Source organism: Chryseobacterium sp. YR221 (assembly GCF_900176315.1).
Classification (GTDB): Bacteria; Bacteroidota; Bacteroidia; order Flavobacteriales; family Weeksellaceae; genus Chryseobacterium; species Chryseobacterium rhizosphaerae.
In genome coordinates this window covers 443,224-456,907 of the sequence record NZ_FWXM01000002.1, presented here as the reverse complement: position 1 = coordinate 456,907, position 13,684 = coordinate 443,224, and the positions used below count along the sequence as shown (strand labels likewise).

At 38.3% G+C, this 13,684-nt stretch carries 11 protein-coding genes; 4 read left to right on the top strand and 7 right to left on the bottom strand.

The window, feature by feature from the left end:
- Positions 1-145 precede the first annotated feature (145 nt).
- Complete coding sequence (locus tag B8967_RS22290) at positions 146-382, top strand: hypothetical protein (RefSeq protein WP_123863299.1); 237 nt, start codon at positions 146-148, stop codon at positions 380-382.
- Positions 383-748: 366 nt separating this feature from the next.
- Here the strand turns inward: B8967_RS22290 and lnt are convergent, their stop codons facing one another.
- Positions 749-2,383: an apolipoprotein N-acyltransferase gene (gene lnt, locus B8967_RS07080; protein ID WP_084085415.1), complete on the bottom strand. Its 1,635-nt coding sequence runs from the start codon at positions 2,381-2,383 to the stop codon at positions 749-751.
- A 55-nt stretch (positions 2,384-2,438) separates the two neighbouring features.
- On the opposite strand from lnt, the gene B8967_RS07075 reads away from it, so the two are divergent.
- Positions 2,439-2,852 carry a VanZ family protein gene (locus B8967_RS07075; protein WP_084085413.1) on the top strand — a complete coding sequence of 138 codons (414 nt, stop codon included), beginning with the start codon at positions 2,439-2,441 and terminating at the stop codon, positions 2,850-2,852.
- On the opposite strand, the gene proC is transcribed toward B8967_RS07075, so the two are convergent.
- From proC to B8967_RS07055, 4 genes are all read right to left on the bottom strand, one after another.
- Positions 2,842-3,645 (bottom strand): pyrroline-5-carboxylate reductase, encoded by an 804-nt coding sequence (gene proC / locus B8967_RS07070; RefSeq protein ID WP_084085411.1) that lies wholly within the window; start codon positions 3,643-3,645, stop codon positions 2,842-2,844. The two genes, B8967_RS07075 and proC, sit on opposite strands and share 11 nt — an antisense overlap.
- A 160-nt stretch (positions 3,646-3,805) precedes the next feature.
- Entirely contained in the window at positions 3,806-4,819 is a 1,014-nt protein-coding gene (gene murB / locus B8967_RS07065; protein WP_084085409.1) for a UDP-N-acetylmuramate dehydrogenase, read from the bottom strand.
- A 3-nt stretch (positions 4,820-4,822) separates the two neighbouring features.
- Positions 4,823-5,308 (bottom strand): hypothetical protein, encoded by a 486-nt coding sequence (locus B8967_RS07060; protein ID WP_228406066.1) that lies wholly within the window; start codon positions 5,306-5,308, stop codon positions 4,823-4,825.
- Positions 5,309-5,321: 13 nt separating this feature from the next.
- Entirely contained in the window at positions 5,322-6,527 is a 1,206-nt protein-coding gene (locus tag B8967_RS07055; protein ID WP_084085405.1) for a pyridoxal phosphate-dependent aminotransferase, read from the bottom strand.
- Between the two features lie 225 nt (positions 6,528-6,752).
- On the opposite strand from B8967_RS07055, the gene B8967_RS07050 reads away from it, so the two are divergent.
- Together B8967_RS07050 and B8967_RS07045 are read left to right on the top strand one after the other, a co-directional pair.
- Entirely contained in the window at positions 6,753-8,552 is a 1,800-nt protein-coding gene (locus B8967_RS07050) for a T9SS type A sorting domain-containing protein (protein ID WP_084085403.1), read from the top strand.
- A gap of 108 nt (positions 8,553-8,660) precedes the next feature.
- A complete protein-coding gene (locus tag B8967_RS07045; RefSeq protein WP_084085401.1) occupies positions 8,661-9,116 on the top strand; it encodes a DUF1801 domain-containing protein in 456 nt (151 codons plus the stop codon).
- A 119-nt stretch (positions 9,117-9,235) separates the two neighbouring features.
- On the opposite strand, the gene B8967_RS07040 is transcribed toward B8967_RS07045, so the two are convergent.
- Together B8967_RS07040 and B8967_RS07035 are read right to left on the bottom strand one after the other, a co-directional pair.
- Entirely contained in the window at positions 9,236-10,504 is a 1,269-nt protein-coding gene (locus B8967_RS07040) for a TolC family protein (RefSeq protein WP_084085399.1), read from the bottom strand.
- A complete protein-coding gene (locus tag B8967_RS07035; protein ID WP_179140036.1) occupies positions 10,494-13,589 on the bottom strand; it encodes an efflux RND transporter permease subunit in 3,096 nt (1,031 codons plus the stop codon). Before B8967_RS07035 ends, B8967_RS07040 begins: the two co-directional genes overlap by 11 nt.
- Positions 13,590-13,684 lie beyond the last annotated feature (95 nt).

Sequence of the window (13,684 nt, the reverse complement as noted above, 5' to 3'; positions counted from 1 at the left end):
TCCTTTTGCAAAATTATAACTTAAAGAAGTTGAGTAATGAAAAGTTCCTATTTTTTCATAATTTCTTATACACCAGGGAAGGTATGTGATCAATATGAATGCGAACAGAATCAGGAGGCTGTAGTACTTTAATTTTTTATACAATATGAGTACGATTGTTGAGATAATCATTAAGAATAAAAATTCATACCGAATATATAATCCCAGTATTGATACAATTGAAACCAACACTATATTTTTGAGGGTGATTTTTTTTGATAATTTTAATATTAGAGCAAAGAAAACGCTGAATATAGAAACCGTTAGCGCAAAAGAACTAATTTTTGTACTGCCAAGAAGGATAGGGGGAAAGAAAATAATACATGCAAAAGCAATGAAATAATTATTCTTATTCTTGTCATTTTCTTCGAAATTTTGAACAAGTGATAAAACTGAAAAAAATAGAATAACAGACTGTAAAATACAGGATATCATTATCCATTGAGGGATTTTAAATATACTTTGTATCAAAAGTAAATAGTAAGGATATAGAGGAGGCATATAGCTGGAGGGCTTCCCTAGATAATAATAGTCATGATAAACCGCAAAATCCTGTATAATGACTTTCCACTCAAATATGAGCGTTGCATTTTTACTTAGATAAGATACCATTATACAATAAAATAGAAAAATGATAGAATATCTGTATCTGAATATTTTTTCCTTCATTTGGGCTTATGCTCTAATAGATTCAATCATCCTATAACAACTATCCTTTCTTTGCTCTGTTCTGGAACTTTTTAATCAGAAAATAAAATAGCAGGAAACCTAAGGCAAAGATTGAAAACCTTGAAAGAAGATCTCCGGCTCTTGTATAGAAAGTCATCGTATCATAAAGATTTACCTTAGCAAATAAAGTAGTCTGATCACCATAAAAAGTATCGGCTACAACCTCTCCTTTGGCATCAATATGTGCGGAAATTCCACTATTGGCTGCACGGGCAATTTCTCGTCTTGTTTCAATAGCTCTTAATCTGGCGTAAGATAAAAGTTGTTTGTGTCCTTCTGAAACTCCCCACCAGGAATCATTGGTCATGATCCCTAAGAAATTGGCTCCCTTTTTTACATAATCAGTAACAAATTCACCATAAATGCTTTCATAGCAAATGATAGGAGCTATTTTTCCCTTATTGTAAGGATTTGAAAAAGCAAGCCTTTCTTTATCTGTGCTTAAGGAAGCTACTGTGCCACCCAGATTGAGCATGGCATCTCCCAATAAAGGTTTAAGAACGCTCATATAAGGAAAGATTTCAACTCCCGGAACAAGTTTTCCCTTATGGTAAACCTGTGTTTTCTGATGGGGAGCTAGCTGAATGGCCGTATTGTAACTCGTCACCCAAACTCCGGAATTGATCTGGTAAGCTTCTTTTGGCGCTTGTAACGGATCAAAATAAAAGCGGTGTGAAGAAATTCCCGTAGCAAAAACAGATCCGGGATGTTTTACTAAAAAGTCTTTGATATTGTTTAGCAGTAAACTTTTTTCAAAACCGGTTTCTGAAATTGAACCTCTTCCCGGAATGGCTGTTTCCGGAGCAATGAAATAATCAATTTTTCCTTTTGAATTATTTTCAGCCAGCTTCAGCAGGTCATTTTCAATGGTAAGACTGTCTTTTGAGTATTTTTCCATGTACGGATCAAGATCGGGCTGCAGCATCAGTACATTCACCTGTCCGGATGGTTTTTCATTAAAGCTGTTGTACTTGATTAATGAAATAATCATTGGAACAGCAATTAATGCCGCTACAATTGAAGAGTTTTTAATCAGATCTTTTCTCTTTCTTCCTGCTTCCCAGGTTCTCAGGGTATAGAAAATTAAAACGTTGATCAGTAAGATCCAGAAACTTCCTCCTGTAGCTCCCAGGGTATCATACCATTGGATAAGCTTGGGATATTCAGAAAATACATTTCCTAAATTCAACCATGGCCACGTCAGTTCCCAACCCAGATGGAATTTTTCAAAACTCATCCAGATGGCGATCAAAAATCCTAAGCCCCAATACGTTCCCTGGGCATTTTTGTACCAATGATAACATTGAAAAACCAAAGAATACAAAAGTGAATTGACCAAAACAGGGAATACAACAGCCATCATAGAATGGCTTCCATCCGGATTTTTAGAGCCGTATAACCATCCTGTAGTGACGATATTCCAGATGATAAAACACAGATAGGAAAGTCCGAAAACCATCCAGCTTTTTCTTTTATAGCTGGAGAATTTTGAAATTCCATGTTCCATCATCAGGAGGGGAACAAGGGCGAAAAATATAAAAAAAGGAACTCCATAGGTAGGCCACGAAACCGACAGCAGCATTGCTGAAATAAGTGTAAGTAAAACGTATTTCATTAATTTATTTTAATATACAAATTTAATGTTTTTGAAATGAATATCTTAGCACCTGATGTTAAAGAAAGTATACAAAATTGCAATTATTCCCTATACCTTATTTTTGCTTTACCTGATGTTTTTGGGGATGGGCAGATATCAGTATGAAGATAACCTGATCACCGTAAAACCTATTTTTTCTACGATTAAATTTATTCAGACTGCAGATGGATGGAAAGATATTGTGATTATTGTCTTAGGAAATATTATTATGTTTATTCCTTTTGGTTTTCTGGGTTGGATTTTTCCAAGGTTTAAGGATTTGAAAACATTGTGTATTGCTTTCATTTCAGCTATTGTTATTGTAGAAGCGCTCCAATACTTTACCAGAATGGGAATATTTGAGGTAGATGATATCCTCCTGAATACTTTCGGGGTGTATTTGGGCTGGCAGATCAGAATATTTGTAGAGAAAAAGCTTAGTTGTTGAGCTCTTTAGCCCGCTTTTCAGCATTTAGAATTCCCTGTTTTAAAATGTCTTTAAAGCTGTTTTCTTCAAATGTCTTTAATGCAGCTTCTGTAGTTCCACCTTTGGATGCGACATCTTTTATCAGCTCTTCAAGGCTTTTTTCAGAATTGTTGATTAGGTGGTAAGCCCCCAGCATCGTTTGTTTGACAAAAAGCTTGGAAAGGTTTTCTTCAATGCCCATTTCAATTCCCGCTTTAATCATGGCGTCAATGATATAGTAGAAGTAAGCCGGTCCACTTCCTGATAATGCAGTAACACCATCCAAAAGATCCTCGTTTTCCAGATAGACAGAGCGACCGGTACTGTTGAGCAGTCTTTCAATATTGATTAGCTGGCTGAAAGAAATTCCGTCTGCAGCAGTATAGCCCGTAATTCCCATACCCAAAAGAGTAGGAGAGTTAGGCATAGCTCTTACCACAAGCGGATGATTAAGTGATTTTTGGATTTTATCGATATTGATCCCTGCCATAATGGATAAAACCATCTGGTTTTCCTTTAATGTAAACTGGATATTTTGAGCAACAAGTTGAAAATCCTGAGGTTTCACAGCGATAATAACCAGGTCTGCATCCAGTTCTTTAACCTCGCTGAAAGTTGAAATGATAGACTTGGGAAAGTTCTCAGCTATTTTAGCTACTTTAGATGGATTTCGGATGATCAGATGAAGGTGTTCAGGTTTGATCAGTTCGTACTTCAAAAAAGATTTTGAAAAAGATAGTCCCATATTTCCGGCTCCCAGAATCGCTATTTTCATATTGTGTCTTTATTTTTAGCTAAAATAATGATTTTATGGAAAATGGACGTGAACTACTTCAGGATAAGTTGCTGTTTTATACTCGTACATAAGATGATGCATTGAGAAAACGGTAAAAATTAAAGGCTGTTTCAATATTGAAGCAGCCCTTGTATTTTAATTAAATGATATTCACTTCCCGTTCAAGTTCTATCCCAAACTTCTCTTTCACGGAATTGATAATGTCCGTGGAGAAGTCAAAAATTTCTTTTCCGCTTGCCTTTCCGGTTGCGTTGATGATTACTAATGACTGGAGCTTGTGTGAGGCTACATTCCCAATCTGTTTCCCTTTCCATCCGCATTGTTCGATCAGCCATCCGGCAGGAACCTTTACCATGTCTCCATTAGGGTATCCCTGAATGTTTTCAAACTTTTGCTGTAAAGCTTCAAACTGGGCCAAAGGAATTGTAGGGTTTTTGAAAAAACTTCCGGCATTCCCGATTTCTTTAGGATCCGGCAGTTTGCTTTGTCTGATATTGATTACTGCTTGAGATACATCCTGGATAGTTGGGTTTTCAATGCCTAGATGTTTCAGTTCAGATGTAATCGCTCCGTATTCTGTTTTTACATGATGTTCTTTCCGGGTCAGTTTAAAAGTGACTTCCAGAATAACATATCTGCCTTTTCCTTCCTGCTTAAAAATAGAATCCCTGTATCCGAATCGGCATTGTTCCAGGTTGAATGTTTTAACTTCAAGGTCTTCCAGATCCAATACCTGACAGCTAACAAAAATATCTTTAATTTCCGTTCCATAAGCACCAATGTTCTGCATGGGAGAAGTTCCTACATTTCCTGGAATTAAAGAGAGGTTTTCTAGTCCACCATAATTTTTATGTAAGCAATACATCACGAATTTATGCCAGTTTTCACCAGCTTTGGCCGTGACAAACACTTCATTATCATTGAAGTTTTCTTCGGATATTCCTTTTAAATTAAGCTTAATAGCAAGGCCGTCAAAATCTTTGGTCAGTAAAATATTACTTCCGCCTCCCAAAAAAAGAAGTGGAAGAGACTGAGATGTTGAGTAGCTGAGCGCTGCTTTTAATTCTTCGGTATTGCTGACTTCAGTAAAATATTTAGCGTTGGCGTCAACTCCAAATGTATTGTAAGGCTGTAAGGAAAAATTTTCTTGCATGTTTTATTTGTATTCTTTTGGCAGAATGTGGTCTATATGTTCTTTAAGTTGTTGAAATTGTTTGTAATGTACAGTATCAACATAAGAATTAACATAAATATGTGACTTTTTCGGAGTTCGGATCTGGAAAGTTTCATCTATACCGTCTACAGATTGTTGGCTTGGAGAACTTTTTATATGATCAAGATCCACCATATGGATGGATGAGGTAAGCTGTTTCCAGGTGCTGGCATTGATAGCTGAATGCCATTTTTTGTGATTTTGAGTGGAGGTTGTTCCCTTTTCCACGGTGATAGAATCTTTGGTGACTTTTATAATTCTGTAATAGCCAAGGTTTCCTCCGATATTGGATATACTGATAGATGTAATCTCGTAAGGGTCTTTATGGGCTGTTGGTGCCGATTCCTTTTTGTCACAAGAAAAAAATGCCGACAGCAAAAAGATCGAAAACAGTATTTTCAGATGTATATTTTTTGTTGTCGGCATCATATTATAATATAATTTATAGGCTAAATTCTTCTCTGTACTTTTTTAGAGCTTCTTTAAGGATTTCAGCACTTCTTTTTAAATCTTCTTCTTTAAGAACATAAGCAATTCTTACCTGTTTCTTACCCAGTTCAGGGTTGCTGTAGAATCCACCGGCAGGAGCTACCATAATGGTTTCGTTATTCAATGAATATTTTTCCAGTAACCATTGAGCAAACTTTTCGGTATCATCTACCGGAAGCTCAGCTACACAGTAGAATGCTCCTCTCGGTTTAGGACAGATGACCCCCGGAATAGCATTTAACAGGTCAACCAATACATTTCTTCTGTGGGTGTATTCTTCTCTTACCGCTCTAATATAAGCACCATCGTTCTGATGTGCAGCAGTGGCAGCAATCTGTCCCAAAAGAACAGGACTTAGTCTTGCCTGAGCAAAAAGCATTGCTGCATTACGGATTTTTGAAGAACGGGTAAGCATACATCCGATTCTTACTCCACACATAGAATAACGTTTGGATTCCGAGTCTATTATGATGCAGTTCTCACTCAATTCTGGGAAATCAAGCATTGAAATCTGTTGCTTTCCGTCATATACATATTCTCTGTACACTTCGTCAGAGATGATTACGATATCATATTTTAAGGCAATTTCTGCAAGTTTTTGCAACTCTTCACGGGTATACAGGTATCCTGTTGGGTTACCAGGATTACAGATGACAATAGCTCTTGTTTTTTCTGTGATTTTTTTCTCAAATTCTTCTATCGGAGGCAGGGCAAAACCTGTATCAATAGTAGAAGGAACTGCTACTACATTGACATTAAATGTACTGGTGAAACCATTGTAGTTTGCATAATAAGGTTCAGGAATAATCACCTCATCACCATCGTCACATAATGTAGAAATAGCAAAATTAAGGGCTTCTGATCCACCATTGGTAACAATGAAGTTCTCAGGTGTCAAATCAGCAAAACCTAATGAATGATAATATTCAGTAAGGGCTTTTCTGTATTCTATATTACCTTCAGAAAGGGCATATTCCAATACTTTTAAATCAATATTTTTTAAAGCATTTAAAGCTGTTTCCGGAGTTTCAATATCAGGCTGCCCGATATTAAGATGGTATACTTTTATCCCTTTTTGTTTTGCTTGTAATGCGAAAGGAACTAGTTTTCTTACCGGCGATGGCGGCATGTGCAGTGCTCTGTTTGAAATATTCGGCATTGTTTAAAAAATTTGTATGGCAAAAATAAGATTTAATTTCTCAATAATAAAATTAAGCGGTAAGAAGAAGCATCTCATTATGTTACAATTCTCCATTTTAAAAGCGTATCATATTAATGCCTAAATATTAATATGAGTATTAAATTAATTTTTAATTAAATATTCAATAAAAATATTCTTTTTATATTGATATTTTTCTTAATTTACCGCTCAAATGTGAATAAAATGACAATAAATTTATTTTTGAGAGCACTTCCTGCTATTGCTCTATTTTCGGCATCATTCATGATGGCTCAAAATTTTCAACCTATGCCCGTTCAGTCCGGATATACAGCTGACGTTATCGCCAACGGGATAGGACCTTCTATGGCTTCTACCACAATGGATGTGGATGGAGTTTCCTATAATTTTATCTCCAGGGATTTTCAACTCACTGCGAGCAGCACACCACTTACCTATGGTCTTCCTGCCAATGGGATTATAAACTCAGTAGTGGCTTCAACGCCGGGTTTAAGTTATCAGCTTGGAGATTATTCAGGAAATAATTCTTTAAGAATTAACAGTAATACCGCAGGAGCAAATACCGGGACTCTCGTATTTACCAATCCTGTGGCTGCTTTCAAATTATACATGCTTTCGACCAGTGGAAGTGGCAACTCTACAGTAAATGTGACAGTTAATTTTACAGACAATACGACCCAGGTTTTTACCGGGCAAGGAATCACAGACTGGTATGGAGGAACGAATTTTGCAATTCAGGGGATTGGGAGAATTCTCAGAACTTCAGATGCGCTGGATGCCAATTCTACCAATCCGAGATTATATCAGGCTGTTTTAAATATTGATGCAGCCAACCAGGCCAAACCTATTCAGAGTATTACAATAACCAAAACCAGTAGTGCAGGTGTAGCCAATATTTTTGCTTTCTCGGCAGATGTTTATACTGATTGTGTAGCGCCTACACTATCTGCTACAGGAACGGTTACCTCAAGTTCTGCGGATATTTCATGGACAGTTCCTGCCGGCACACAAGCGGTAAGCCATGATATTTATTACAGTACAAGTCCCACAACTCCTACCAGCGCTACAGTTCCTGTTTATTCGGATGTGACAGGAACCTCTTATACATTGGGAAGTTTAGCTCCAAGTACAACCTATTATTATTGGGTAAGAACAAATTGCAGCACTGCAACGAGTGAAAGTGCGTGGTCATTCTCTAAGTCATTTACTACGCTCTGTGGTGCTTTGGTGCCTCCATATACTAATAATTTCAGCAGCGTTCCGGGGACATGCTGGGCCAATAATATCTCTGGCGGAAGCCCTTCCACAGGACCTACTGCAACTACAGTCTATTGGGATCAGCGTAATTTTTTAAATACATCAGCTAACGGTCCGTCCATCCATATGAATTTGTATTCTACCAATAGAACGGGCTGGCTTAAAACAGTGCCATTCGATCTTTCGGCAGGTGGGTACAGAGTGAAATTTAACTACGGAGTTACAACATATTCCGGAACTGCAACTTCTTTAATGGGAGGCGATGATATTGTACATTTTATGGTTTCCGAAGACAATGGAACAACGTGGACGATATTACAAACCTGGAATACGGCTAACGGTCCTTCCAACACATCGAATGAATACAGTTATAATTTAACGGCCAATACCAATGCCCATACGGTATTTGCATTTTATGGAACTTCCGGAACTGTAAATGAAGGTCTGGATTATAATTTCTATATAGATGACTTTACCGTTGAAAATGCCCAGCTGAGTACTTCGGAAGTGAATAAAGTAACCAAGAAAGCTGAAATTCATCCGAACCCTTTTAAAGATATTCTCTATATATCAGATACAAGAGAAGTGAAATCTGTCACAGTGGTAGATCTCTCAGGAAGAATTGTGAATACCATTGAGGGCCCTGTAAAAGAGCTTAATCTAAGTATGCTGAATACCGGGCTGTATTTTGTTACCCTTTATTTTAAAGATGGGACTCAATCTACTGTAAAGGCAGTGAAGAAATAAGTTTTTTTTATGTAAATAAATTGTATGGCAGTATAGTGATGTACTGCCATTTTTTTATCCTGAGATGAATTTTTTTTATTAATTTGATCCTTTAAAAACGAACTGAAAATGCAAATTTTATCTAAGTCCATTGAAGATTATATTTCAAAGATTCCTGAAGAGAGACAGGAGGCTTTCAAGAAGCTTTTTGATAGTATTCATACAAACTTACCGAAGGGTTTTGAGGATGCCACCAATTATGGAATGATAGGCTGGGTTGTCCCTTTGAAAACTTATCCTGCCGGCTATCATTGTGCAGCCAATACCCCTTTACCTTTCATTAATCTGGCTTCTCAGAAAAATTTTATAGCATTATACCATATGGGGCTGTATTCCAGACCGGAACTTTTGGAATGGTTTGTTTCAGAATATCCCAAATATTCCAAGAGAAAACTGGATATGGGAAAATCATGTGTCCGCTTCAAAAAAGTGGAAGATATTCCTTTTGAATTAATTGCTGAGCTGAGTAAAAAAATGACTCCTGAAGATTGGATCAGTACCTATGAATCTCAATACAAGAAATAAGTAAAAAAACTCCGGAATCATATAGATCTCAGAGCTTTTTTGATAAAGAAAAAAAAGGAATATGGAATTAATCTGTAGTCTCATAGTTTTTTGATGAAAAATGTTCTCAGTTTTATTTTCTAAAATTCAATATCCCAGATTCCGGCTTTCCGCTCAAGTTCAATTAAAGCAGTGGCATTATCTGCAAGAGCCTGGTAATAGTCTTTCCTGATACTGTTGTAGGTTCTCTGGGCATTCAGAACCTCCAGAATAGAACTTTCCCCTCTTTTGTAGCTGTACGTAATCCCTTCCAATATACTTTTGGCCTCTGTAAGCATTCCGTTATGAAATTGTTTTACCTGCTTCTGAGTGGCTGTATATTGCTGATAAGCCTGCATCACATCTGCCCGTATGCTTTGCTCAACTTGCTGGTACTCGACCTCAGCCTGAGAATGGGCCATTTCTGCTATTTTTAATCCTGCATTTCTTTTGTTTGAAAATTTCAAAGGAATGCTAAGTCCTATTTTTACTGCATTTACGGTTGGTGAAGGAGCTATTTCATTGATCGCTTCAGTATGTCGCTCTGCGCCGGCACTGATTCCAAGGTCTATGGCACGGTTGGCTTTTTCAAGGTTGATTTGACTTTGGGTTATCTGTGTATTTTGTCTGGCTGCTAATAAATCTGTTCTTTCATTCAGTGCTTGAAGGATCAGATCATCTACACTGAAATCTCTGTTGAAAGCATTAAAATCTCCGGTAACCTCTCTGCCTGTCATTTTGTGGTCACTGAGAAATACCGATAAATTGGTTAATGCTTGTAGCTCCGCACTTTCAGCCTGAAACACTTCGTTGAGTAAGGAGGCTGCCTCCAATTTACTCTGTTTTGCCGTAACCAGTGATATTGTTCCTAGGCGGTATCGGATGCTGTCGGACTTGGCCAGTTGCAGTATGTTTTTGTATGAGTCCTGTTGTACTCCCAGAAGGGCTTTGGATTTTAAAGCATCGATATACCCTAAACCGGCATCGGCACGGAGGTTTCTGAAAAAATCCTGCAGTTGTATTTTGCTCAGTTCAGATTGATTTCTGGCCAGATTTATTCTGGCTTTTCTTTTACCTCCCAGCTCCAGTGTCCATCCGATAGAAGCTCCGTAAACATACCCCATATTCTCTCTTACCCCATTGTTGGTGGTTTCCATTTCCAATTGGGGATCCGGAAACATACTTGCAGTCTGGATCGATGCTTCGGCCATACCTACGTTATATTTTTGGGCAGCATAGCTGAGATTTTTCTTTCCTACAAGATTCAGGTATTCTTCAAAACGTATAAGTTCTTTTTCCTGTGCCTTTACGATATCTGTCATGCTGAATAACACAGCAAATAATATGATAAAATGAGCTCTAATTTTCATCTGATTCTAAATTTTGTTTTTCGTTGCGGCGTTCAGCCATAAAATAAATAGCAGGCAGAACAAACAGTGTTAAAATAGTAGAGAACATCAATCCGTAAACGATCACTGTAGCCAGAGGCCGCTGTACATCTGAACCGATTCCTGTAGCTAATGATGCTGGAAATAATCCGATTACTGCAACGGTTGCCGTCATCAGTACTGGTCTGAAACGATCTTTTGCTCCCTTGGTGACTGCAAGCTTCAAATCATAGCCTTTTTTACGAAGGTCGTTGATGTGGGAAATCATAATGACCCCGTTCTGAATGGCTACCCCGAATAATGCAATAAATCCGACAGCAGAAGACACATTAAGAGACATTCCGCGTATATTGAGGGCCAGCATTCCACCGAATAATGCCAATGGAACGATAGACATGAGCACCAAAGCCTGTCTGAAATCACCAAATGCACTATACAATAACAGAAACATAATTGCTAATGCCAGCGGAACAATAAATGCCAATCTGGAATAAGCCCTGTTTTGGTTTTCAAACTGACCACCCCATTTGACCTGGTATTTTCCATGATCGTATTGAATGTCTTTTTCAATTTTATCCTGAGCTTTTTTCAGAAAAGAAGAAAGATCGGTACCTCTTAAATTCAGTTTTACGGTGAGATGACGTTTATTCATTTCTCGGGTAATGGTACTTTCACCGGTGCTTAATTTTACTTCTGCTACCTGTGACAGTGGGATTTTGGCCCCCGAAGCTGAGGTAAGCATCAGGTTTCCTATTTTGTCCGGAGTGTCGCGGCTGTCTTCGGTGTAACGACAGGAAATATCATATACTTTATTACCGATAAAAATTTGGGAAATAGCTTTTCCTCCCAATGCAACTTCAATAAGGTCTGCTACATCTGCCACATTGAGACCATACTGAGCAATCTTATCCCTGTCTGCAATAATTTGCAGTTGAGGTAAAGGAGGTTCCTGATCGATGGCAAGGTCAGCAGAACCTGGGATGGTATTCAAAGTAGACATTATATTTTCAGCAATCCTTCTGGTCTCCTTGAATTCTTCTCCGTATACCTTTACAACCAGTTCACTGTGGGCCCCGGAAATTTTATCCATAACCCCGTCAATCATAGGTTGTGAAAAACCTACCGTGAATCCCGGCATATTTTTATAATCTGCGGCCAGCTCTTTAATTAAATCTGCTTTAGTTTTTCCGGAAGGCCATTCGCTGTAAGGCTTTATACCAACAGATACTTCAAAATGAGAAGCGGTCCATGGGTCAGTACCATCATCATTACGGCCTGCCTGAATCATCATATAGGTGACTTCCTGGTGTTTCAGTGTTCGGGCACGCAGGGTATCACTCATTTCTTTTGATTTGGCTAAAGAAATACCGGGAGGCAGCTGTACCTGCAGCCATATAGAGCCTTCATCCAGCTCAGGAAGGAAATCTTTTCCTACGGCATAGGAAAGTATTCCTGCAGATAATAATACAATGCTGACCGGTATAATGACTTTTTTAGGAGTCTGCATGATCTTTTCTATTCTTTTTCCATAGGCAGTACTTATTTTTTCCAACCATTTGTTATGATATATTTTTTGTGGTTTACGGTAGATTACATAGGCTAATCCCGGAATCAGAAGTAATGCTACCGCGAGTGCTCCCAATAAGGCATAACCTACCGTGAACGCCATTGGGGTAAACAGTTTTTTCTCCACTCTTTCAAATGCGAATAACGGGAGATACGCAGTAATGATAATAATGGTGGAAAAGAATATAGGTTTGGCCACTTCAATCACTCTTTGGGTAATTGTTTTTTCTTCCAGGGTTTCTTCTGCATTATCTTCTCTTTTCTTAAGGATAGTTTCCAACATGACGATGGCACCATCTACAATAATCCCAAAATCGATGGCTCCGAGTGAAAGGAGATTGGCAGGGATATTAGTGAAATGCATTAAGATAAATGCAAATAATAAGGAAAGCGGAATGGTAATAGCAACCAATAATGCACCTCTCCAGCTTCCAAGGAATACAATAAGTACAATAATAACCAGCACAATTCCTTCTGTAAGGGTATGGGATACAGTGGTAAGTGTTGTTTTTACCAGGTCTGTTCTATCCAGGAAAGGATGGATTTTTACCCCCGGAGGAAGGGTCTCTTTATTCAATTCCTCAATGGCCTGATGAACACCTTCCAGTACCTGTGACGGATTTTGTCCTCTTAGTAAAAGTACAATTCCTTCTACACTTTCGGAGTAGTTGCGTTTTCTGTCTGTATAGCTTAGAATACCTTTTCTTTCGAGGTTTCCATATTTAAGTGTTCCTACATCATTCAGGAAAACAGGAACTCCATTCTGTGTTTTCACCACAATTTTTCCAAGGTCTGTTAAATCTTTTACCAAACCTATCCCCCGGATAACATAGGCCAGATTTCCCCGGGGTAGCATACTCCCGCCGGCGCTTACATTATTTCTGGAAATAGTTTCGGTAACTTCAGATAGTGAAAGACCATACTGCTCTAGTTTATGAGGATCCAGCTCGATCTGAAACTGGGTAGTAATGCCTCCGAAATTGGTTACATCAGCAATTCCTGAAACCTGTTTAATGCGTGGAATAATTACAAAATTTTGCAAATCCGTAAGTTCCCGCAGACTATGGGTATTACTTTCGATAATATAACGATAGACTTCGCCGATAGGAGAGGTAAGGGGATCCAACCCCGGCTGTGCACCATAGGGAAGCTCCACATCTGTCAGTCTTTCCTGAATTCGCTGTCTGGCCCAGTAATCATCTACACCGTCATCGAATACCATTGTGATAATAGAAAGTCCAAAAGTACTTTTGCTTCGCATGACATGCATTCCCGGAAGTCCGTTCAGAGCCCTTTCTAACGGAATGGTAATTTGCTGTTCTACTTCTTCAGCAGCCAGTCCCGGTACCTGTGTAACCACCTGTGAGCTGACATCGGCAATGTCAGGATAAGCTTCTATGGATAATCTGGTCCAGGAATAATAACCAAAAAAGCCTAGTAAGAGGAAGAGCGCGAGCATCAGCCACCTCTTCTGTATAGAGATTGTAAGTAATTGCTTCATAATTCTTAATTTTTGTACAGTATATAAAGTGTGGCGTATCATGTAATTATGCTGAACAGGATACGGTCTTTACAGGTTTTAGATTGTACATTTTA

Excerpts from the sequence above, each read along its gene's own strand:
- B8967_RS22290 (WP_123863299.1), top strand. The coding sequence starts at position 146 with ATGAGTACGATTGTTGAGATAATCATTAAGAATAAAAATTCATACCGA.
- lnt (WP_084085415.1), bottom strand. The coding sequence starts at position 2,383 with ATGAAATACGTTTTACTTACACTTATTTCAGCAATGCTGCTGTCGGTT.
- B8967_RS07075 (WP_084085413.1), top strand. The coding sequence starts at position 2,439 with ATGTTAAAGAAAGTATACAAAATTGCAATTATTCCCTATACCTTATTT.
- proC (WP_084085411.1), bottom strand. The coding sequence starts at position 3,645 with ATGAAAATAGCGATTCTGGGAGCCGGAAATATGGGACTATCTTTTTCA.
- murB (WP_084085409.1), bottom strand. The coding sequence starts at position 4,819 with ATGCAAGAAAATTTTTCCTTACAGCCTTACAATACATTTGGAGTTGAC.
- B8967_RS07060 (WP_228406066.1), bottom strand. The coding sequence starts at position 5,308 with ATGATGCCGACAACAAAAAATATACATCTGAAAATACTGTTTTCGATC.
- B8967_RS07055 (WP_084085405.1), bottom strand. The coding sequence starts at position 6,527 with ATGCCGAATATTTCAAACAGAGCACTGCACATGCCGCCATCGCCGGTA.
- B8967_RS07050 (WP_084085403.1), top strand. The coding sequence starts at position 6,753 with ATGACAATAAATTTATTTTTGAGAGCACTTCCTGCTATTGCTCTATTT.
- B8967_RS07045 (WP_084085401.1), top strand. The coding sequence starts at position 8,661 with ATGCAAATTTTATCTAAGTCCATTGAAGATTATATTTCAAAGATTCCT.
- B8967_RS07040 (WP_084085399.1), bottom strand. The coding sequence starts at position 10,504 with ATGAAAATTAGAGCTCATTTTATCATATTATTTGCTGTGTTATTCAGC.
- B8967_RS07035 (WP_179140036.1), bottom strand. The coding sequence starts at position 13,589 with ATGAAGCAATTACTTACAATCTCTATACAGAAGAGGTGGCTGATGCTC.